This is a genomic window from Pseudoflavonifractor sp. MCC625 (genome assembly GCF_018784545.1).
Taxonomy (GTDB): domain Bacteria; phylum Bacillota; class Clostridia; order Oscillospirales; family Oscillospiraceae; genus Pseudoflavonifractor_A; species Pseudoflavonifractor_A gallinarum.
Genome location: NZ_WQOJ01000030.1, coordinates 555,091 through 573,110 on the forward strand (window position 1 = coordinate 555,091; position 18,020 = coordinate 573,110).

The window sequence follows — 18,020 nt, forward strand, 5'->3', positions numbered from 1 at the left end:
TGGAGTAATTCGGTCAACCCCACAGCCAGACGCCGCCCAGACCGATGGCAATGCCCAGCAATCCGCCCATCAGTACCTGGAACGGCGTATGTCCCAGCAGCTCCTTGAGTTCTTTACCGAAAAACTCCGGCCGCATTTCCTTCCAGTGATCCATCATGTAGTTGAGGATCTTGGCCTGCTCTCCCGCGGCCCGCCGGACGTTGGACGCGTCATACATCACGACGATGGCCACCACCGCGGCAATGGCAAAGGTGACGGTGCTGAAGCCCTCCACCATGCCCACCGAGGCCGCGCAGGAACAGACAAAGGCCGAATGGGAGCTGGGCATCCCTCCGCTGGAGAGGATGTGGCGCCAGTCCCAGCGGTGCTTGGTAATGAGCACCGTCAGGGCCTTCAGCACCTGCGCCATCGCCCAGGCCAGGATGGAGAGATTCAGGATCAGATTTCCGGTCAGAACATCGGTCACATTCTTTACGTTCATGGACAGCGCCCCGTTTCTCAGTTCTTGCGTCCCACCAGGGACTCCGCCAGCCAGCACAGGAAAGACGGATCGGGGAAGGCAGAGAGCGCCTCCATCGCCTCCTGTGTCAGCTTTGCCACCAGCTCCCGGCAGGTCTCGACTCCCTTGAGGGTGACAAAGGTGGTCTTTTCATTCTCCTGATCGGAACCGAGGGGCTTGCCCATCAGGGTCTCGTCCCCCTCCACGTCCAGAATGTCGTCCTGGATCTGGAAGGCAAGGCCCAGCTTCTGGGCGTAGCGGCGGACCGCGGCGCGCTGGTCCTCGCTGCCCCCGGCCAGGATGCAGCCCATCTCGGCGGCCGCGGAGATGAGCGCGCCCGTCTTGAGCTGCTGCAATTCCTCCACTTCCGCCAGGGCCAGGGCATGTCCCTCACCGGCCATGTCCAGCACCTGTCCGCCCACCATGCCCCGGGCACCTGCGGCGCGGGCCAGGCAGCCCGCGGCGGCCACGATGCGCTCGGCAGGCAGGTCCACCTGGGCCTCCAGCATGGTCTCAAAGCAGGCGGTGAGGAGCCCGTCTCCGGCCAGCACCGCCGTGGCCTCACCGTAGACCTTGTGGTTGGTGGGCCGGCCCCGGCGCAGATCGTCATTGTCCATGCAGGGCAGGTCGTCGTGAATGAGAGAATAGGTGTGAAGCATTTCTACTGCACAGGCAAAGGGCAGCACCGCTTCCGCGTCGCCGCCGCACATCCGGCAGGTCTCCAGAAGCAGGATGGGGCGCAGCCGCTTCCCGCCCGCCAGGAGGCTGTACTCCATGGCGTCATAAATATCTCCATGGGGCTCTCGTCCCGCAAAGCACTGCCGGAGCCAATGCTCCACCTGTTCCCGGTCCTGCTGCATTCTCTCTGCGTGGGTCATACCGTCCCCTCCTTGTCCATGGGCTCCTCCACCGGAGCGCCATCCGGCCCGGCGGTCAGCTTACGGACCTTCTGCTCCGCCCGGTCCAGCATGGTGGTACATTTTTTCATAAGCGCCGTTCCCTCTTCAAAGAGGGTCATGGATTCCTCCAGCGGCGCGTCGCCCTGCTCCAGCTGGCGGACGATCTCCTCCAGCCGGGCGGCAGCCTGTTCAAAGGTCAGCTTTTTTTCCGCCATTGCGATACTCCTTTTGTATGCGTCGTCTGCTCTACCCGGCAGTCGATGGAACCGTCCGCCACCGTCAGCGACAGCCGCTGTCCTGGCTCCACCGCCCGGCTGGAGCGCAGGATATGCCCGTCCTCCGTCTTGGGGATGGCATAGCCCCGGCCCAGTACCTTCAGCGGGCTCATGGCGTCCAGGGCGGCGGCCAGACGGGCCAGGCGCTCCCGTTCCCCACTCAGGGCGGCAGAGAGACCGTGGCCCAGCCGCTCTCCCTGATAGCTAAGCCAGGTCCGGCGGTCCATAATCTGCGCCATGGGATCCCGGAGGACCCGGCGCTCAGCCATGCGCTCCAGCCGGGTGCGGGAGAGCTCCAGCTTGCGCTCCATGGCGCGGTTCATGCGCCGCTCCAGCTGAAAGAGGGCGGCGTACACGTCGTTTTGATCGGGGACGGCCAGCTCCGCCCCGTTGGAGGGCGTGGCTGCCCGCACATCGGCCACAAAGTCGGCGATGGTCACGTCGGGCTCATGCCCCACGGCAGAGATCACCGGGATCTCCGAGGCGAAAATGCTCCGGGCCACGTCCTCGTCGTTGAAGGCCCACAGGTCCTCCATGGACCCGCCGCCCCGTCCGGTGATGATGAGGTCGGCCACCCGGTGGCGGTTGGCCCAGGCCAGGGCGGCGCAGAGCTCGCCTGGGGCCTCGCTCCCCTGCACCCGCACCGGGATGACCACCACCTCGGCCATGGGCCAGCGGGCGTTCAGGATGCGCAGCATATCCCGCACCGCCGCCCCGGCAGGCGAGGTGATGAGGGCGATTTTCCCGGGAAATTTGGGCAGCGGCTTTTTCCGGGCAGGGTCAAAGAGTCCCTCCCGGTAGAGCTTTTCCTTGCACTGCTCAAAGGCCAGATGGAGGTCGCCGATGCCGTCGGCCGTCAGCTGGCTGCAATAGAGCTGGTACTGCCCGTCCCGAGGGAATACCGTGATGCGGCCGTAGGCGATGACCTTCATGCCGTTCTGGGGGCGGAAGCGCAGGTTGACCGCCTCCCGCCGGAAGAGGACGCACCGGATGGCTCCCTCCGCGTCCTTCATGGAAAAATAGTGGTGTCCCGAGGGGTAGAGCTTATAGTTGGAGATCTCCCCCCGAATAAAAACGCCGGACAAAAGCTTGTCGCCGTCCAGCATGCTCTTGATATACTGGTTGACCTGGGTCACGGTATAGACCGGCGTCCCGCTCACGGCGTATCCCCTCCGTTCCGCAGCCGGTGGGCCAGGATGGCCACGCCCATGGCGTTGTCGGTGGAATAGCGGGGCTCAGCAAAGGCGGCCTGGCAGGCGCGGGTCATCACGTCCCGCAGGATGCGGTTGGAGGCCACCCCGCCCGAGCAGAGCACGGGCAGGCCGGGATAGGCCTTCTGGGCCTCCAGCGTTGCCCGGCGCACCACGTCGGAGACGGTGTTCAGGACAAAGCGGGCGATGTCGGCCCCCTCTCTCCCCTGCTCCGCCATGGCGCGGCTCTTGTTCTCCATCCCCGAGAGGGAGAAGGTCAGGCCGTTCAGGCGCACGGGGAACCGCTCCTTGCTCTCCGAGGCGGCGGCCAGGGCGTCCAGCCCCTTCCCCGCCGGGAAGGGAATGCCCAGCAGGACCCCGGTCCGGTCAATGAGCTGTCCGGCCGAGATGTCGCTGGTGCCCCCCAGCTTTTCCGCGTGGACGTTCACCCCATCGGGGGTCACATGGAGCAGCTCCGTGGTGCCGCCCGACAGGTGCCACGCCAGGAAGGGCTTGTCCAGCAGCTCCATCCGCCCGGCCGACCACGCGGCGGCCGCCAGGTGCCCCTGCTGGTGGGAGACGGCATAGAACGGGACCCCCAGCGTATCTGCCAGGGCCCGCCCCTGCCCCTCTCCGGCCAGGAAGCAGGGCATGTAGGAGCCCTCTACCGCCCGGGGGCGGGTGCTGGCCGCCACGGCGGCGATGTCGTGCAGCTCCCCCTGCTCCCGCAGGGTGGCAAAGAGGGCGGGCAGACGCTTGACGTGCTGAAAGAGCGCGTCGCTCTGCCGCAGGCCCAGAGAGCCCTCCGCCACCTCGAGAAGCCGTCCGGCATTGGTGCCGCTTGTCCCGTCAAAGACGGCCACCGAGGTGGTATAGTTGCTGGTATCCAGCCCCAGGCAGCGCAGCGTGCTCATCCTTCCGCGCCGTCCTGCTTGGCGGGAGCGGCCCCCCGCTCGGGCGGGCACTCGTTGCGGACAAAGGAGCCCAGGATGCCGTTGACAAAGGAGACCACCTCGGGCTCCAGATAGTGCTTGGCCATCTGCACGGCCTCGTTGATGGCCGCGGCATTGGGGATATCCTGCATATAGAGGATCTCATACATGGCCACGCGCATGATGGAGACGGCCACGCGGGGGATGCGGGCGTACTTCCAGCCGATGGCATAGCGGGAGATATACTCGTCCAGCTCGGGGCAGTGGTCGTATACGCCCTTCACCAGCGTGCGGATGTAGGCCTGCTGCTTGTCGTCGGGAAACTCCGCATAGAGCGGCTCTTCCTCCCCGATCTGAGCAAAGACCGGACGGGTCAGCATGTGTTCCAGCAGCTCATCGGCGGTCTCGTTGGAAAATCCAAGCTCAAAGGAGAAGTGCACCGCGATTTCCCGGGCATTGGTTCTGGTCATTCGTGATTCCTCCAATCCGGGCGCCTGGCCCGGTCAATAAAATTTCGGTTCATATCCATAATATCCACTCTATTATACACAGGAACCCTCAAAAAGAAAACCCTTTCTTTTCCTCCGGCGCAGAAAAACACGCGGAAGAGATCCTGGGATCTCACCCGCGTGTCTTTGCTCTGGATATTTAGGCCTTTTTCAGCTCCCGCTCGAAGGCGATGCCGCCCACATTGATATTCACGCACTCCACATGCAGTCCGCTGGTATTTCCAATGGCGCTGAACACAGCCTCCTGTACGGCCTTGGCCACCTCGGGGATGGTATAGCCGTATTTCAGGAAGATGGAGACCTCTACACTGACGCTGGACTCATTCACAGCGATATGGACACCCTTGGACAGGTTCTTTTTGCCCAGAAGCTCCGCCAGGTCGGAACCCAGATTGGGGGCCAGGCTGGCCACGCCCTCGGTCTCCAGGGCGGCGGCGGCGGCAATGACAGCCAGGACTTCCTCCGATATATGGATATTTCCCAGCTCGTCCGGACGGGAAACGTATTCTCTTGCATCGGCCATTGCAGGTCACGCTCCTTTTTTGTACAACTCCAAAGTTGCTGCTCTTTTTGGTATTGTACCACAGAAGCCGGAAAATACCAACAGATTTTTTTGAAACTGTGCCGGTGCCTTAGGGTTCGGCCTCGATGATCTTGATCTGGCTGGCCGCCAGACCGGTCTCCCCGGTGACGATCTCGGTGATCCGGGCCACGTCGGCGTCGGTGAGGCCCTCCTCGGTGGCGGCCACGACGATGCTGGCGCTGTTCTCGTTGAGGAAGGCCACGCAGTCGGTATACCCCTTGGCGGTGACCAGATTCTCCACCTGGGCCTCGGAGACCGTGAAGTCTGCCATGGTCTCGATGGCGGCGGTCATCTCCTGCTTCATGGTCTCGTCCGCAGTCTCACTCTCGGCCGACTGCTGGAGGATGGACAGCGCGCTGTCCCGGGCCTGCTGGCGGTTGAGCCGGGCGGAGGCGAAATACCCGCTCTCCTCCTCACTCACGGTGGGGGCGGCGCTGGCGCTGGGGGCGGGAGAGACGCTGTGCTCGGCGGTCTCCCCCTCGGTTCCGGCTGAGAGGAGCGGGTCGTTGGTCTGTCCGCCCACCAGGGCCGCCTGTCCCAGCACCTTCCCCGTGTCGGCGCTCTCCTGATTATAGGACCAGTTCAGATAGACCGCCACACACACAAAGAGGACGATGGCGGCCACCACCGCATTGCGTTTCCACAGTTTCATACTCATTTTCCTCACTTTCCATTACAAATCGAAATTTTATCGGAACCCAGCCCCGTCAGGGCGGAAACCGCCTCCACCAGGGAGAGGCGCACCTCTGGATCCCCGCCCCCTGAGCATACCACCAGCGCGCCCCGGAATCGGGGCGAAATCTGCTGTACCGGGACGGCCTCCTCGCTCCCGCTGCCCCGGGAGAGGACCACGGTGCTCTCCTCCTCGCTTCGGGATTGGGCGTCCACCTCGGATTTCCGGTCTTCCGCCCAGATCTGCTTGGTCCCGGCCTCCACCGAGAGCACCACGGTCACCTCTCCCGCCCCTTCGATCTGGGAGAGGGCCTGCTCCAGCTTGTGCTCCAGCTCCGCGGTGGTATCCAGGCTCGCGGTCACCCCCGCACCGGAGGTGGGCACGCTCTCCTTCTCCTCCCCGCCGGGCAGAAGCAAAAGCAGCACGCCCGCCAGGATCACCAGCAGCACATAGCGGTATTTGCTCAGCAGGCCGGGAATCCGCTTCCCCCAGCCCGCAAGATCCAGCTCTCTCATGTCACTCCCTCCGCTTTCTGGTAGATCTGGCGCTCTGCCGGGATGGCAAAGTCCGCCTCGATGCGCCGGGTCAGCGCCTGGCGCTGCTGCTGGCTGAGCTCTCCCGCCACGGTGACCTGATAGGGGACGGGATAGCCGTCCTCCCCCGCCCGGGTCTCCACGGCGACGGAGCATGCGATGCCCAGGTCCTCCGCCTTGTCCGAAATATATGCGACTGCCTTCTCCTCTATGAGTGCTTGGAGCACATCGGCGCTGTTGTTCTGAAAGGCCTCCACCTCCTCCACCGGGAGATGGTATTCGCTCAGCGCCCGGGAGAGGGCGTCCTGGTCCAGCGTCAGCACCGGACCCAGGGCAGCCAGCAGCAGGACCAGTCCGCCGGTGAGCCGTCCCACCCGGCGGATGGCGCCGCCGGGCATCAGGCTCTGGGCCGCCGCCACCAGCAGGGCCGCGGCGGTGATACCCAGAAGCCAGGCTTTGATCCATGCCAGCACCGCTATCCACCTCCCATCGTAACGGTGATGGCCGAGACCAGCGACACCAGCAGCAAGAGTGCGCTGGCTCCGGTCATCCCCAGCACCAGTCCAAAAGCGCCGCCGATCCGGTCGATGAGCGCGGACATCCGTCCGCCCGACACGGTAGCGGCCAGCGCCGCCGTCAGTTTGTAGACCAGGTAGTGGACCCCCAGCTGCAAAAAGGGCACCACGCACAGGGCCAGCACCCCCAGCATCCCGAAGATCCCCACCGTATTGCGCAAAATACCCGCCCCGGCCAAAACCGTCTCGGCCGCGTCGGAGAGGATGCCCCCCACCACCGGCACCATGCCGGAGATGGTCAGCTTGGCCGCCTTGAGGGTCATGGCGTCGGCACTTCCCGCGATGACGCCGCTCACGGTCAGATAGCCCACAAAGGTCAGCAGCACCCCGGTCAGAATGGACCGCACCGCCCATTTCAGAAGGTCGGCCACCCGTTTGAGCCCCTCGTTCCCCAGGGCGGCATAGGCGGTGCAGGCCGCCACATAGGCGTATACCATGGGCAGCAGGAGCCGCTCGATCAGGGTGAGGAGCACATCGGAGAAGAGCATGGTGGCCAGCTGCCGGGCGGCTGCACCGCTCGGTGCGCCGCTGGCGGCCGCGGCCGCCGTGATGGTGGGGAGCAGCACCTTGGAAAAGCCCCCCATCTGCTCCAGCGCCTCCCGGCCCATGCCCACCAGGGCGTGAACGTCGGCCACCGCCACCGCGGTCACCGCCAGAGCGCCCACCAGGGCCCCGGCATCCAGCTCGCCCGATGAGCCCACGCTCTTGGAGAGCTCCTCCACCAGGGCACACAGCACCACCACCGCCAGCAGCAGCACGCCGCTGCGCACCGCCTTGCGGAGAATGCCGGGCACCGCGCCGCTCCCGGTATCCAGGATTTTCGTCAGCCCCTCATTGAGGTCCACCCCCTCCGAGAGATCCAGGCCGGAGAGCTCAGAGGACGCGGCGTCCTGGAGCTCGTCCAGCTCCAGTGCGGCCGCCTGCTGCTCCAGCACCTCCTCCGTGTCGGCCGCCCGGGCCGCCGGAAGCAGGGAGAACAGCAAGGTCAGACAGAACACCGTCACCAGCAGCTTTAAAAGAGCCCGCTCAGCGTGTCCAGCACGGAGCGCAGCAGCGGGACCGACACGCACAGGGCCATGGCGGCCCCCGCCGTCTCCACAAAGGAGGCGATGCCCCCCTCCCCCGCGTCCCGGCACAGCTCGGCGGTGATCTTGGTGAGAATGGAGATCCCCACCGTCTTGAGCACCGGGGAGAGCACCGCCGGAGAGAGCCCGGCCAGCTCGCTCAGGCTGTCCAGCAGCATCCCCAGGCCGGACAGCGCCCGGAAGGCCATCCCCAGAATGAGGGCGCCCGCCGCCAGAGCCAGGACCAGCCCAAGCTCCCGCACCTGCTTTTTGACCACGCAGGCGCACAGGGCAGCCGTGATGGCCAGGGCTGCCACCTTTACCATATCGTCCATGGGCCATCACAGTCCAAACAGGGTCTTGACCAGGTCGAAGAGGGCGCTGATCTGCTGCACCACCAGCATCAGCACCACCACCAGACCGGTCAGGGTCACCATGGTCGCCTGCTCGTCCCGCCCGGAGCGGATGAGCACCTGGTTGAGCACCGACACCAGAATGCCGATGGCCGCGATTTTAAAGATCAAATCCACATCCATGCAGTTCTACTTCCTCTCTCCCCGTCAAAGCAGCAGGATGACAAAAAAGGCTCCCGCCGTCACCCCCAACGCTCCATAGAGCCTCCCGTGGCTGTCCCGCTCCCGTTCCGCGCCCTCCAGCTGATGGGAAAGGCGCAGGCGGGCCTGTCCCACGGCCTGCCCCTGTCCATCTCCATCAAAACGGCCCAGCACCTGGCCCAGCTCGGCCAGGATGGCCCGGTCCTCTCCCCGCAGGTCGGGAAGGCTCTCCTCCACCGCGGCGGTCCAGATCTGTCCCAGACTCTCCTCGCCCAGGCGGTCCAGGCCCCCGAGGCACCGGGCGAACAGGGGCCGGGCGGGGGGCGGCGCGCGCCGGGACAGCTCGTCCAGCAATTCCGGGATGGGGGTCAGGCGGAAGGAGAGCTCCCGCTCCATCAGCTCCAGCGCCGTGACCATGGCCCGCAGCTCACTCACCCGTCGGCCCAGCTGAGCCGCCGCCCCAAAGCCGATGGCCCCGGTCCCCGCGGTCACCAGCGCCGCGCCCAACAGACTCAGCATAGCCCGTCCCCCAGGGGGAGCACCTCGTAGCTGCGCCCCGACCCGTTGCGCCGGATCAAAATGACCTGCGAAAAAATGTTCCGCTCCAGCATCCCCCGGTAGAGGGGGCGGCGGCGCAGATCCTCCAATCCGCTTCCGTGGGCGGTGGCCAGGAGGGACACGCCGCAGTTGGCCGCGTGCTCCAGGGCCGCCACGTCAGCGGGGGCGGTGATCTCATCCACCGCCAGCACCTGGGGGTTCATCCCCCGCAAAAGCATCATCAGAGCCTCGGCCTTGGGGCAGCCCTCCAGCACATCGGTGCGGCGGCCCACATCCAGCTGGGGGATCCCCTCCCACAGGGCGGCCAGCTCGCTGCGCTCGTCGGCCACACCCACCCGGATTGCCGTGCCGCCCTCCCCGTCGGAGAGGGCGCGGATCAGGTCCCGGAGCAGGGTGGTCTTTCCGCCCCCGGGGGGCGAGAGGATGAGGGTCCCCTTCACACCCTGCCCGTCCCGTACCTGCCCCAGTACCTCCCGCGCCGCGCCGGGGACCGACCGGGCCACCCGGATACACAGGGAGGAGAGCTGCCGCAGATTATGTACTGCTCCCTCCCGGAGGACCGCCGTCCCGCACAGGCCGATGCGGTGGCCCCCGCGGACGGTGACGAATCCGTTCTGGACCCGGTCCAGGGCCGTGTGGGCCGAGGCCTGGGTCGCTACTTCCAGAATAAGGGAGAGATCCGCGGGACGGACCGCCTCCTCCGCGCCCGGGACACCGTGCTCCCCGGCGGGACCGGAGACCGTCACCGGCTGTCCCGCCCGGAGGCGGATCTCCTCAATGCGGGCCTGCTCGCTGCGGGGCAGGCGCTCCAGGGGAGTGCGCAGCCACGCCGGAAGCAGCGCCGCTGTCTGCCCAAACCGCTCGGCGGGGTCCTGCTGATGCTGTGCCGCCATCTTGTTCACGCTCCTTGTCTTTGGAATGGAGTTCTGGCACATTCTATGAGGGGGAGCGGACCAGTATGACAGCCTGTCCGGATTTTTTGTTTCTCTGCGCGCTCCTCCCCAGAGGGGAAAAATAGAAACAAACCGTAAATTTTCCGGAATGGAGGTGTCAGCCCCGCTAAAATATGGTATGATAAAGTGTTGATCTCTGTGAGAGCCTAAGAGGAAGACGGGAATCTCCCGCCGCGCCTCTCTCCGGCTTCCAAAGAAAGGAATGGTGGCCTATGGCCGAATTGACACGAAGTGAACTCTTTCCCGGCGTCCATCTGACGGCGGTCCATACCGAAAAATTCAAATCCTGCGTCCTGGGGGCGTCCTTCCTGGCCCCGCTGGACCGGACCACAGCGGCCTGCAACGCGCTGGTCCCCTCGGTCCTCCGCCGGGGCACCCAGGAGCACCCGGACATGGAATCCCTGTCTGCCGCACTGGACGAGCTGTACGGCGGCTCCATCGAGCCGGTGGTGCGTACCCGGGGCGAGACCCAGTGCGTGGGCTTCCTGGGGAGCTTCTTGGACGACGCCTACACCCTGGACGGCTCGGCCATCCTGGAGAAGGCCGCCGCGCTCTTGGGGGAGCTCCTCCTCCGCCCCTGCACGGAGCAGGGGGTGTTCCGCCGGGACTATACCGACAGTGAGCGGCAGAACCTGATCGACCGTATCCAGGCCCAGGTCAACGACAAGCGCAGCTATGCCCTCCTGCGACTCAAGCGGGAGATGTGCGCCGGGGAGCCCTTCGGCGTGGACCGCCTGGGCGACGAATCCTCTGCCCGGGCCATCACGCCAGAGAGCCTCTGGGCGCGCTACCAGGATCTGCTGCGCACCGCTCCCATGGAGCTCTATTACTGCGGCTCGGCCAAGCCGGAGCGTGTGGCTGACGCCCTGCGCGCCGCTCTCTCCCAGCTCCCCACCGACGGAGTGCGCATTCCCCTGCCCCGCCCCGCCGCCAAGGAGGCCCCCGCGCAGCCCCGCGAGGTGGTGGAGTCCCTGGACGTCACCCAGGGCAAGCTGACCATGGGCCTGCGTACCGGCTCCACCGTGTGGAGCGAGGACTACCCCGCCCTGCTGCTGGCCAACGCCATTTTCGGCGGCACCACCACCTCCCGCCTCTTCCTGCATGTGCGGGAAAAGCTCTCCCTGTGCTACTACGCCAGCTCCCAGCTGGAGAAGCTCAAGGGCGTGATGCTGGTCTCCTCCGGCGTGGAGTTTGACAAGGTGGGCGAGGCCCGCTCCGAGATCCTCTCCCAGCTGGAGGCCTGCCGGAAGGGCGCATTTGAGGACTGGGAGCTGGAGGGTGCCCGCCGCTCGGTGGTCAGCGCCCTCCACAGCGCCATGGACGCCCAGGCCCGGCTGGAGGATTTCTGGCTGGGACAGGCGGTGGCCGGTCTCACCGAGGACCCGGAGGCCCTGGCCCGCCGGGTGGAGGAAGTCACCCGGGAGCAGGTGGTGGCGGCCTTCTCCTCCCTTCAGCTGGACACCATCTATTTCCTGAAAGGCAGAGAGGCGTGATGCACATGGAAAAAACGATCTATTCCCGGGTGGGAGAGACCCTCTTCCACACCCGGCTCGAGAATGGCCTGCCCATTTATGTGAATGTAAAGCCCGGCTTCCGCAAGGCCTTCGCCTTCTTCGCCACCAACTACGGCGGGATGGATATGCGCTTTCAGCTGGATGGGACCTGGCAGGAGACCCCCGCCGGTGTGGCCCATTTTCTGGAGCACAAGATGTTCGACACCAAGGAGGGCAACGCCCTTCAGGATCTGGCGGCCAACGGCGCCTCTCCCAACGCCTTCACCAGCTCGGCCATCACCGGGTACTATTTTGAGTGCACCGAGAAGTTTGAGGAGAATCTGAAAACCCTCCTCTCCTTTGTCTCAGTCCCCTGGTTCACCCCCGAGAGCGTGGAGAAGGAGCAGGGCATCATCGGCCAGGAGATCCAGATGATCGAGGACGACCCCGAGTGGCAGGTCTTCATCCACCTGCTCTCCGGCCTGTATGAGCACCATCCCATCCGCTTCTCGGTGGCGGGCAGCCGGGAGTCCATCTCCCACATCACCGCCGACACCCTCTATGCCTGCCACAAGGCCTTCTACAATCCCGCCAACATGGTGCTGTGCGTGGCGGGCGATGTGGACCCGGAGCAGGTGGAGCGTCTCGCCCGGGAGATCCTCCCCAAAGATGGGCTCTCCGACATCCCCCGGGATTACGGCGAACCGGAGCCCACCCACGCGGCCCACAGTGTGCAGGAGCTGCGCATGGAGGTCTCCACCCCCATCTTCCAGCTGGGCTTTAAGGCCGACCCCCTCCCCCAGGGGCCGGAGCACCTCAGGGGGGAGCTGATCGGCACTCTGGTCAGCGAGGTCCTGGCCGGTTCCTCCAGCCCCCTCTATGCCCGGCTCTACCGGGAGGGGCTCATCAACAAGAATTTCGGCAGCAGCTTTGAGGCCTATCCGGGCTGCGCCTTCCTGGCCGCGGGCGGCGAGAGCCGCTCTCCCGAGGCCGTGCGGGACGCCCTTCTGGAGGAGGCCCGCCGCCTGAGCGAGGAGGGGGTGGACGAGGCCCTCTTCCTGCGGCTGAAAAAGGCCCTGTACGGCGCCATGGTCCGGAGCCTCAACTCCTTTGAGCACGTCTGCATCGAGCAGGCCCAGAGCCACTTTGCGGGCGTGGATTACCTGGACTTCCCCGCTGTGTTTGACTCCATCGGCAAGGCCGACGTGGAGGAGGCGCTGCGCACCTGGTGCGTCCCTGCCCGCTCCACCCTGGCCGTGGTCCGGCCCAAGGAGGAAGCGCAGGCATGAGTCAGATCGTCACATTCCCGGGATTGGGGCTCTCCTTTGACCTCAATCCCATCCCCTTCTCCATCTTTGGCTGGCCCATCCACTGGTACGGAATCATCATCGCCGCGGGCTTTCTCCTGGCGGTGGCCTACTGTACCCGGGCCAGCAAGCGCTTCGGCATCCAGGAGGACGACCTGCTGGACATGCTGTTCTTTGCCGTTCCCCTGGGCATCCTGGGGGCGCGGCTCTACTACATCATCTTCTATCTGGACCTGTTCCGCACCGCCGACGGCTCCCTGGACTTTGCTAAAATGGTCCGGATCTGGGATGGAGGCCTGGCCATCTACGGCGGCGTGATCGCCTCGGCCCTCACCCTCCTGATCTTCTGCAAGAAACGGCACATCCCCTTCCTGGCCTTTGCGGACCTGGGCGTGTTCGGCCTTCTGATCGGGCAGGCGGTGGGCCGCTGGGGCAACTTCGTCAACGTGGAGGCCTACGGCGGCGAGACCACCCTTCCCTGGCGCATGGGGATCACCGAGGTGGTCAATGGCGTGGAGGTCTACAAGGAGGTCCACCCCACTTTCCTCTATGAGTCCCTCTGGAATCTGGTGGGACTGGTCCTGCTCATTCTCATTGCCCGGAATTGGCGCAAGTTTGACGGACAGATGTTTTACAGCTACCTGGCCTGGTACGGCGTGGGCCGCGGCATGATCGAGGGCCTGCGCACCGACAGCCTCTATTTCTTCGGCACCGGTATCCGGGTCTCCCAGATGCTGGGCTTTGCCTCGGCGCTGGTGGGTATCGCCCTGCTGGTCTGGAATCTGAAGGTGCGCCCCCATACCCCGGAGGAGCTGTGGGTCAACCGCTCCGCCGCGGTCAAGGCCGCCGGGGAGGGCGAACATGGCGGAGATTGACCGAAACGCTGCCGCCCGGGAAGTCCTCTCCTGGGTGCGCGGGGAAGCCGGACGCCTGGAAGTCCGGCCGGGTCTGGCCCTCCTCCTGGTGGAGGACGGATGGGACAGCCGCGCCTTCTCCGCCCAGCTGGAGCGAGAGGGTGAGGAATGCGGCATCTACTGCGAAGCGTACACCTTCCCCGCCCCGCTGCGGGAGGAGGCCGAGGAGCTTCTCCCCCTCCTGGAGACCCGGGGCGACCTCCACTGGGCGGTGCTCCTCCGGCGGGATGGACTGGATCTGAGCGGTCACCTCTCCGCCTCCCTTCTGGAGCGGCTGGAGGTCTGGGGTATCCTGCCCGAGACCATCGCCCGCCTGACCCCGGAAGAGGCGCTCTTCCGCGCCCTTCTGCTGGCCGGGGCCGTGGAGCGCGCCGGACAGGGTAACTGAGAAATATAACCGATAAGATAAGGGAGCGGCACGGTTGAATCAACCGTGCCGCTCCCTTTTTCCGCGCTGTATAGGGGCCGTGGGCCCCATTATTTTTTTCCGGGATTCTGTTCAAAGAGGACCAGATTCAAATCCGGATCGCAGACCGCCAGAAACACATCCTTGGCCGAGTGTATCCGGCGCTCCTTCAACTGTTTTTCCAGCCAGGTCAGATTCAGCCCCATGCGTTTCAGGTTGTCCTCCAGAATTCGGCCGTCCATAATGAGCTCGGTAAAGAGCTGCTCCTGCTTTGGGGACAGGTTCATGTCGTTTGGCGTGGCCGGGCGCTGGCTGCTCACCGGCAGGATGGTGAGCTTTCCATTGTACTCAAACACCGCGGTTTGGATGCTCGTAAGGTCAAAGTATCCCTGCTGGCGGCACATGACCATGAATTCGCTCAGATCCAGCTTGGCCTTCTTCAGGTTCTCACGGTAGAGCTTTCCGCGATCCATCAGAATGGTGGGCGTGCCGTTGAGGTATTTCCGGGCCCTGGGAAGGCGGTTGGACAGAATGCTCAGCAGCACGGTCACCCCTCCGTACAGGAGCATGGCAACCAGCGGCTTCCACGGCTCTTCCAGCTCGGTGGCCATCTCGGCCGCGATGGACCCGACCGTGATTCCGGTGATATAGTCAAAAAAATCCAGCTGGGCGATCTGCTTGTGCCCGATCAGCTTGGCAATCAGAAACAGTGCGCCGAACGATCCGAGCGAGGTGAGGCAGAGAACCAAGAAGCGCATAACATTCCCCCTTTGGGGTAGTTTGCCCACAGCTTCTGCCAATACCCGTTCCAAATACTTCCGCGGCTATATTAGCTCGCATACAGGTCGCAGATGATGCTGACACACTTGTCGATCCCAATTTTTCCGCTGTCCAGACACAGCTGATAGCTGTCGGCATTGCCCCACTCGGTACCCGTGTAGAGCTCGTAATAGGCTTTCCGCTTCCGGTCCTTTTCGTGGAGACGCTGGGCGGGAGACTCCTCTCTCTGCCCATAGACCGACACGATGCGCGCGGCCCGCTGCTCATCCGAGGCGTGGATGAACACGGTCAGGCAATCGGCAAGATCCTGCAAAATGGAATCGGCGCAGCGGCCCACAATGACGCAGGGGCCCTTTTCGGCCAGATCGGTAATGACTTCCTTCTGGGCCAGCCAGATCTTATCCATGGCGGACTGCCCGTCCCGGCCGCGGCTGGACAGGGCGTTTTCATAGAGCTTATCCGACAGGGCGTACTCACCGTATTTTTCCACGAACTCCTTTGCCAGACCGCTCTGCGCCGCGATTTTGTCGATCAGCTCACTGTCATAGCAGGGAATGCCCAGGGTTTCGGCCACCTTTTTGCCGATCGTTCTGCCGCCGCTGCCAAACTCCCGGCTGATGGTGACGATCCGGCTGCCGGATACCGGCGCGGCGGCGGGGGCCTGCTGGTGCATAACTTCCTGCATCACCGATTGCTTGAACCGGGCATACAGGGCCATTGCAATCAGGCAGGAGGCGGTATCGGTGATGGCCTGCACCCACATCAGGCCGTTGACCCCAAAGAGCGCATCCATCAGGAAGCACAGCACGGAGAAGATCACGCCCAGCCGGAGCACGGCCAGAAACAGAGAGGTCTTCCACTTGCCCACCGCCTGGAAAATGGAGTTGTACATATTGAAGAGGCTCATGCCCACCACACACCAGGACCAGCGGGCCAGGAAGACCCCGCCCACCTCGATGGTCTGGGCATCCGGGGTAAAGATCCGTACGATGGTCTCGGGCATGACCTGCACCAGCGCCAGGAAAATCAGGGAGAAGACCAGCAGGATCCGGAAAGAGAGATTGCAGACCTGATGGACCCGCTTGTGGTTCTTTGCCCCGTAGTTATAGCCGATCAAAGGCATCACGCCCTGGGCAATGCCGATGCTGATGTGCAGGGCGATGGTACCGCACTTGGAGGCCACGCCATAGGAGGCCGAGAGGATGTTGCCGCCCTCATGGCTGAGGAGCAGTCCGTTGAGCAGGGAGATGGAGACCGACACCAGCAGCACCGAAATGGCCGCCGGGAAGCCAACCGCCAGGGACGCCCAGCAGACATTTTTCTCCAGAGAAACATATTTTGGCGAGATGGTCAGGACCGTTGTCTTTCGGATCTTGGCCAGTACGGCAAAAAAATACAGCATGGAGATGGTATTGGAGAGCATGGTAGCCAGCGCCGCGCCGGCCACATCCATCTGGAAGACAAAAATAAAGACCGGGTCCAGGATGATGTTCATGACCCCGCCCAGGGTGAGACCGATACTGGCCTCTTTGGTCTTACCGACGGCGCGCACCAGATGTCCCAGCACCAGGCCGGCCACCGTGGGAATGCCGCCTATGACAAAGACCCAGCCCAGATAATCGCTGGTGTAGCCAAAGGTCAGGCTGTCCGCACCGAAGAAAAAGAGAACCGGCCGCATGAAAATGGCCAGCAGAATGGACAAAACGGCGGTCAGTGCGAGAGAGCCCCAAAAGCTGAAGGAGGACGCCTTCTTCGCCGTGGCCTCATCGTTTTGGCCCATGCTGCGGGCAATGACGCTGTTGGCGCCGATGCCGAACAGATTGGCGACCGCTGTAAGGAGCGTATAGATGGGAAAAGTGATCGAGAGAGCGGCCAGCTGGTTGGGGTCTCCGATCTGTCCAATAAAGAAGGTATCCGCCAGCGAGTAGAGGATAACGATGATCTGGCTGACCACCGTAGGTACAGCCAGCTTGGCCACTGCCCTGCCCACCGGCATGGTGGTAAAGAGTTCCTTGTCTTTTTTCATCGCTTATCTTCCTCCGGACGGCTGTGCCTGACGGACACGGTTCATGTTCTCCAGAGCGATGTCCAGTAGGCGGATGAATTCCTCCTGTTCCGCCTCACTCATCCCCTCTACCAGGGACTGCTGGGTCTCCAGGGCGATCTCTTTCAGGGGCATCTCCAGGGCCAGCCCCTGGTCCGTGGGAGTCAGGATGGCTTTCCGCGCATCCTCCTGATCCGCCTTTTTCTCGATCAGACCCTTGCCCTCCAGCCGGGAAAGAATGCCGGCCACCGTGGACTGGGAGAGCTGGAGCTGCTCCTTCAGACGGGCGGCGGTGATCCCCGGGTTCCGTAAGGCGGCGATCAGGGCGTCACTCTGCACGGAGGTGAGCCCGATGTGCTCCATCTTCAGGTTTCGATAATAGGTCACGGCGTTCCCCAGCTGTACGATCAGAGAAGCCGCGCGGAATTGTGTATTCTGAATCATATTCTCCCTCCATATTGAATCGCATAAGATGCATCGTATGCGATTTAATATACTCCTTTTTCTGAGGAAAGTCAACCGTCTTTCCTTCGGAAAAGGAAAAGGATACCCACTCCGTAAACGTTGGACAGAGAAAAGCATTACACATGTGAATCTTTACCGGAGAGTAAATATTTTCTTGATTTTTGTGATATTGCGGCGATATATGTAGAATTTTTGTAATAGCTTTTGATATTTTTCCATCTTGCTTGGTTACAAAAATTTTATTAAAATGAATAAGATAACGATTATTGTTACTTTTTGTGTGCGTAAAAAGGAGGAACTCTATGAAAAAACGGCTGCTCAGCATGGCGTGTGTCGTGCCCCTGTGTCTGACCATGCTTCCGGCTACGGCGCTTGCGGAGGATTTGGACAATCCCCCTGTTCTGTCTGAAGAAAATAGTCCCCAGACCAATGAAAACGCCGCCCTTTCCGCAGAAAACGCTCTCGCAGGAGATGAAAGCGTTGAGGTATCGGAAGAGACGCCTGCTGTCTCCGACGATTGGAAGGACAACGCCGATGTAGCTTGGTTTACCGGGTCCGAGACTCAGTACATCCTCTCTACCCCTGAGGAACTTGCCGGATTGGCCCAGTTGGTCAATCAGGGGGAAAGCTTTCAGGGTAAGACTATCCTGTTAGGCGCTGATATGGATCTGGGCAACCGGGAGTGGACTCCCATTGGCGGAGGCGGATCTGGAAAGCAGTTTCAATGGAGATGGTCATACCATTTCCAACCTGAAGATTACCCGTGGACTGTCTTATACAGATAAGAATATTAGCATCGGATTTTTTGGCGCCA

23 protein-coding genes are annotated in these 18,020 nt (G+C 63.3%); 5 read left to right on the forward strand and 18 right to left on the reverse strand.

Annotated elements, in window-relative coordinates; genetic code table 11:
* Positions 1–13: 13 nt before the first annotated feature.
* The 15 genes from GPK94_RS10090 to GPK94_RS10160 all read right to left on the reverse strand — a co-directional run bounded on the left by GPK94_RS10090 (position 14) and on the right by GPK94_RS10160 (position 9,737).
* Positions 14–481 carry a divergent PAP2 family protein gene (locus GPK94_RS10090; RefSeq protein ID WP_215655696.1) on the reverse strand — a complete coding sequence of 156 codons (468 nt, stop codon included), beginning with the start codon at positions 479–481 and terminating at the stop codon, positions 14–16.
* 17 nt (positions 482–498) lie between these two features.
* On the reverse strand, positions 499–1,377 hold the full coding sequence (locus GPK94_RS10095; protein ID WP_215655697.1) for a polyprenyl synthetase family protein: 879 nt from the start codon (positions 1,375–1,377) through the stop codon (positions 499–501).
* Positions 1,374–1,613, reverse strand: coding sequence for an exodeoxyribonuclease VII small subunit (gene xseB, locus GPK94_RS10100; RefSeq protein WP_101693046.1), 240 nt, complete (start codon positions 1,611–1,613; stop codon positions 1,374–1,376). The genes GPK94_RS10095 and xseB overlap by 4 nt, the downstream gene beginning before the upstream one ends.
* Entirely contained in the window at positions 1,595–2,833 is a 1,239-nt protein-coding gene (gene xseA, locus GPK94_RS10105; RefSeq protein WP_193536631.1) for an exodeoxyribonuclease VII large subunit, read from the reverse strand. The genes xseB and xseA overlap by 19 nt, the downstream gene beginning before the upstream one ends.
* Positions 2,830–3,777 carry a DNA-binding protein gene (locus GPK94_RS10110; protein ID WP_252192566.1) on the reverse strand — a complete coding sequence of 316 codons (948 nt, stop codon included), beginning with the start codon at positions 3,775–3,777 and terminating at the stop codon, positions 2,830–2,832. Before GPK94_RS10110 ends, xseA begins: the two co-directional genes overlap by 4 nt.
* Positions 3,774–4,265, reverse strand: coding sequence for a transcription antitermination factor NusB (nusB, locus tag GPK94_RS10115; RefSeq protein WP_193536629.1), 492 nt, complete (start codon positions 4,263–4,265; stop codon positions 3,774–3,776). Before nusB ends, GPK94_RS10110 begins: the two co-directional genes overlap by 4 nt.
* 178 nt (positions 4,266–4,443) lie before the next feature.
* On the reverse strand, positions 4,444–4,827 hold the full coding sequence (locus GPK94_RS10120; protein WP_101693043.1) for an Asp23/Gls24 family envelope stress response protein: 384 nt from the start codon (positions 4,825–4,827) through the stop codon (positions 4,444–4,446).
* 109 nt (positions 4,828–4,936) lie between these two features.
* Positions 4,937–5,539, reverse strand: a complete 603-nt coding sequence (locus GPK94_RS10125; RefSeq protein ID WP_186964280.1) for a SpoIIIAH-like family protein — start codon at positions 5,537–5,539, stop codon at positions 4,937–4,939.
* Positions 5,540–5,550: 11 nt separating this feature from the next.
* On the reverse strand, positions 5,551–6,075 hold the full coding sequence (locus tag GPK94_RS10130; protein WP_186964279.1) for a stage III sporulation protein AG: 525 nt from the start codon (positions 6,073–6,075) through the stop codon (positions 5,551–5,553).
* A complete protein-coding gene (locus GPK94_RS10135) occupies positions 6,072–6,566 on the reverse strand; it encodes a stage III sporulation protein AF (protein ID WP_215655698.1) in 495 nt (164 codons plus the stop codon). Before GPK94_RS10135 ends, GPK94_RS10130 begins: the two co-directional genes overlap by 4 nt.
* A 2-nt stretch (positions 6,567–6,568) precedes the next feature.
* Positions 6,569–7,738 carry a stage III sporulation protein AE gene (locus GPK94_RS10140; protein WP_346728013.1) on the reverse strand — a complete coding sequence of 390 codons (1,170 nt, stop codon included), beginning with the start codon at positions 7,736–7,738 and terminating at the stop codon, positions 6,569–6,571.
* Positions 7,681–8,067, reverse strand: coding sequence for a SpoIIIAC/SpoIIIAD family protein (locus GPK94_RS10145; protein ID WP_195278676.1), 387 nt, complete (start codon positions 8,065–8,067; stop codon positions 7,681–7,683). The genes GPK94_RS10140 and GPK94_RS10145 overlap by 58 nt, the downstream gene beginning before the upstream one ends.
* 6 nt (positions 8,068–8,073) lie before the next feature.
* Positions 8,074–8,268, reverse strand: a complete 195-nt coding sequence (gene spoIIIAC / locus GPK94_RS10150; RefSeq protein WP_101693038.1) for a stage III sporulation protein AC — start codon at positions 8,266–8,268, stop codon at positions 8,074–8,076.
* Positions 8,269–8,292: 24 nt separating this feature from the next.
* Complete coding sequence (locus GPK94_RS10155; protein ID WP_215655699.1) at positions 8,293–8,805, reverse strand: stage III sporulation protein AB; 513 nt, start codon at positions 8,803–8,805, stop codon at positions 8,293–8,295.
* Positions 8,799–9,737 (reverse strand): stage III sporulation protein AB, encoded by a 939-nt coding sequence (locus tag GPK94_RS10160; protein WP_215655700.1) that lies wholly within the window; start codon positions 9,735–9,737, stop codon positions 8,799–8,801. The genes GPK94_RS10155 and GPK94_RS10160 overlap by 7 nt, the downstream gene beginning before the upstream one ends.
* 272 nt (positions 9,738–10,009) lie before the next feature.
* Here GPK94_RS10160 and GPK94_RS10165 point away from each other — a divergent pair, with 272 nt between their 5' ends.
* The 4 genes from GPK94_RS10165 to GPK94_RS10180 are packed head-to-tail and all read left to right on the forward strand — an operon-like array spanning position 10,010 to position 13,899.
* Positions 10,010–11,290: a pitrilysin family protein gene (locus GPK94_RS10165; protein ID WP_215655701.1), complete on the forward strand. Its 1,281-nt coding sequence runs from the start codon at positions 10,010–10,012 to the stop codon at positions 11,288–11,290.
* Between the two features lie 5 nt (positions 11,291–11,295).
* Positions 11,296–12,579 (forward strand): pitrilysin family protein, encoded by a 1,284-nt coding sequence (locus GPK94_RS10170; RefSeq protein ID WP_215655702.1) that lies wholly within the window; start codon positions 11,296–11,298, stop codon positions 12,577–12,579.
* The gene (lgt, locus tag GPK94_RS10175; RefSeq protein ID WP_215655703.1) at positions 12,576–13,472 is read left to right on the forward strand and encodes a prolipoprotein diacylglyceryl transferase; all 897 of its coding nucleotides are present in this window, start codon (positions 12,576–12,578) and stop codon (positions 13,470–13,472) included. The genes GPK94_RS10170 and lgt overlap by 4 nt, the downstream gene beginning before the upstream one ends.
* Positions 13,459–13,899, forward strand: coding sequence for a hypothetical protein (locus GPK94_RS10180; RefSeq protein ID WP_215655704.1), 441 nt, complete (start codon positions 13,459–13,461; stop codon positions 13,897–13,899). The genes lgt and GPK94_RS10180 overlap by 14 nt, the downstream gene beginning before the upstream one ends.
* 89 nt (positions 13,900–13,988) lie before the next feature.
* On the opposite strand, the gene GPK94_RS10185 is transcribed toward GPK94_RS10180, so the two are convergent.
* From GPK94_RS10185 to GPK94_RS10195, 3 genes are all read right to left on the reverse strand, one after another.
* Positions 13,989–14,675: a DUF421 domain-containing protein gene (locus GPK94_RS10185; RefSeq protein WP_215655705.1), complete on the reverse strand. Its 687-nt coding sequence runs from the start codon at positions 14,673–14,675 to the stop codon at positions 13,989–13,991.
* Between the two features lie 71 nt (positions 14,676–14,746).
* The gene (locus tag GPK94_RS10190) at positions 14,747–16,723 is read right to left on the reverse strand and encodes an MATE family efflux transporter (RefSeq protein ID WP_215655706.1); all 1,977 of its coding nucleotides are present in this window, start codon (positions 16,721–16,723) and stop codon (positions 14,747–14,749) included.
* Positions 16,724–16,726: 3 nt separating this feature from the next.
* On the reverse strand, positions 16,727–17,185 hold the full coding sequence (locus GPK94_RS10195) for a MarR family winged helix-turn-helix transcriptional regulator (RefSeq protein WP_193536615.1): 459 nt from the start codon (positions 17,183–17,185) through the stop codon (positions 16,727–16,729).
* Between the two features lie 323 nt (positions 17,186–17,508).
* Between GPK94_RS10195 and GPK94_RS10200 the strand changes: the two genes are divergently transcribed.
* Positions 17,509–17,991, forward strand: a complete 483-nt coding sequence (locus GPK94_RS10200) for a hypothetical protein (RefSeq protein ID WP_215655707.1) — start codon at positions 17,509–17,511, stop codon at positions 17,989–17,991.
* The last annotated feature ends 29 nt before the right edge of the window (positions 17,992–18,020 follow it).

Excerpts from the sequence above, each read along its gene's own strand:
- GPK94_RS10090 (WP_215655696.1), bottom strand. The coding sequence starts at position 481 with ATGAACGTAAAGAATGTGACCGATGTTCTGACCGGAAATCTGATCCTG.
- GPK94_RS10095 (WP_215655697.1), bottom strand. The coding sequence starts at position 1,377 with ATGACCCACGCAGAGAGAATGCAGCAGGACCGGGAACAGGTGGAGCAT.
- xseB (WP_101693046.1), bottom strand. The coding sequence starts at position 1,613 with ATGGCGGAAAAAAAGCTGACCTTTGAACAGGCTGCCGCCCGGCTGGAG.
- GPK94_RS10110 (WP_252192566.1), bottom strand. The coding sequence starts at position 3,777 with ATGAGCACGCTGCGCTGCCTGGGGCTGGATACCAGCAACTATACCACC.
- nusB (WP_193536629.1), bottom strand. The coding sequence starts at position 4,265 with ATGACCAGAACCAATGCCCGGGAAATCGCGGTGCACTTCTCCTTTGAG.
- GPK94_RS10120 (WP_101693043.1), bottom strand. The coding sequence starts at position 4,827 with ATGGCCGATGCAAGAGAATACGTTTCCCGTCCGGACGAGCTGGGAAAT.
- GPK94_RS10125 (WP_186964280.1), bottom strand. The coding sequence starts at position 5,539 with ATGAAACTGTGGAAACGCAATGCGGTGGTGGCCGCCATCGTCCTCTTT.
- GPK94_RS10130 (WP_186964279.1), bottom strand. The coding sequence starts at position 6,075 with ATGAGAGAGCTGGATCTTGCGGGCTGGGGGAAGCGGATTCCCGGCCTG.
- GPK94_RS10145 (WP_195278676.1), bottom strand. The coding sequence starts at position 8,067 with ATGGACGATATGGTAAAGGTGGCAGCCCTGGCCATCACGGCTGCCCTG.
- spoIIIAC (WP_101693038.1), bottom strand. The coding sequence starts at position 8,268 with ATGGATGTGGATTTGATCTTTAAAATCGCGGCCATCGGCATTCTGGTG.
- GPK94_RS10155 (WP_215655699.1), bottom strand. The coding sequence starts at position 8,805 with ATGCTGAGTCTGTTGGGCGCGGCGCTGGTGACCGCGGGGACCGGGGCC.
- GPK94_RS10160 (WP_215655700.1), bottom strand. The coding sequence starts at position 9,737 with ATGGCGGCACAGCATCAGCAGGACCCCGCCGAGCGGTTTGGGCAGACA.
- GPK94_RS10165 (WP_215655701.1), top strand. The coding sequence starts at position 10,010 with ATGGCCGAATTGACACGAAGTGAACTCTTTCCCGGCGTCCATCTGACG.
- GPK94_RS10170 (WP_215655702.1), top strand. The coding sequence starts at position 11,296 with ATGGAAAAAACGATCTATTCCCGGGTGGGAGAGACCCTCTTCCACACC.
- lgt (WP_215655703.1), top strand. The coding sequence starts at position 12,576 with ATGAGTCAGATCGTCACATTCCCGGGATTGGGGCTCTCCTTTGACCTC.
- GPK94_RS10180 (WP_215655704.1), top strand. The coding sequence starts at position 13,459 with ATGGCGGAGATTGACCGAAACGCTGCCGCCCGGGAAGTCCTCTCCTGG.
- GPK94_RS10185 (WP_215655705.1), bottom strand. The coding sequence starts at position 14,675 with ATGCGCTTCTTGGTTCTCTGCCTCACCTCGCTCGGATCGTTCGGCGCA.
- GPK94_RS10190 (WP_215655706.1), bottom strand. The coding sequence starts at position 16,723 with ATGAAAAAAGACAAGGAACTCTTTACCACCATGCCGGTGGGCAGGGCA.
- GPK94_RS10195 (WP_193536615.1), bottom strand. The coding sequence starts at position 17,185 with ATGATTCAGAATACACAATTCCGCGCGGCTTCTCTGATCGTACAGCTG.
- GPK94_RS10200 (WP_215655707.1), top strand. The coding sequence starts at position 17,509 with ATGAAAAAACGGCTGCTCAGCATGGCGTGTGTCGTGCCCCTGTGTCTG.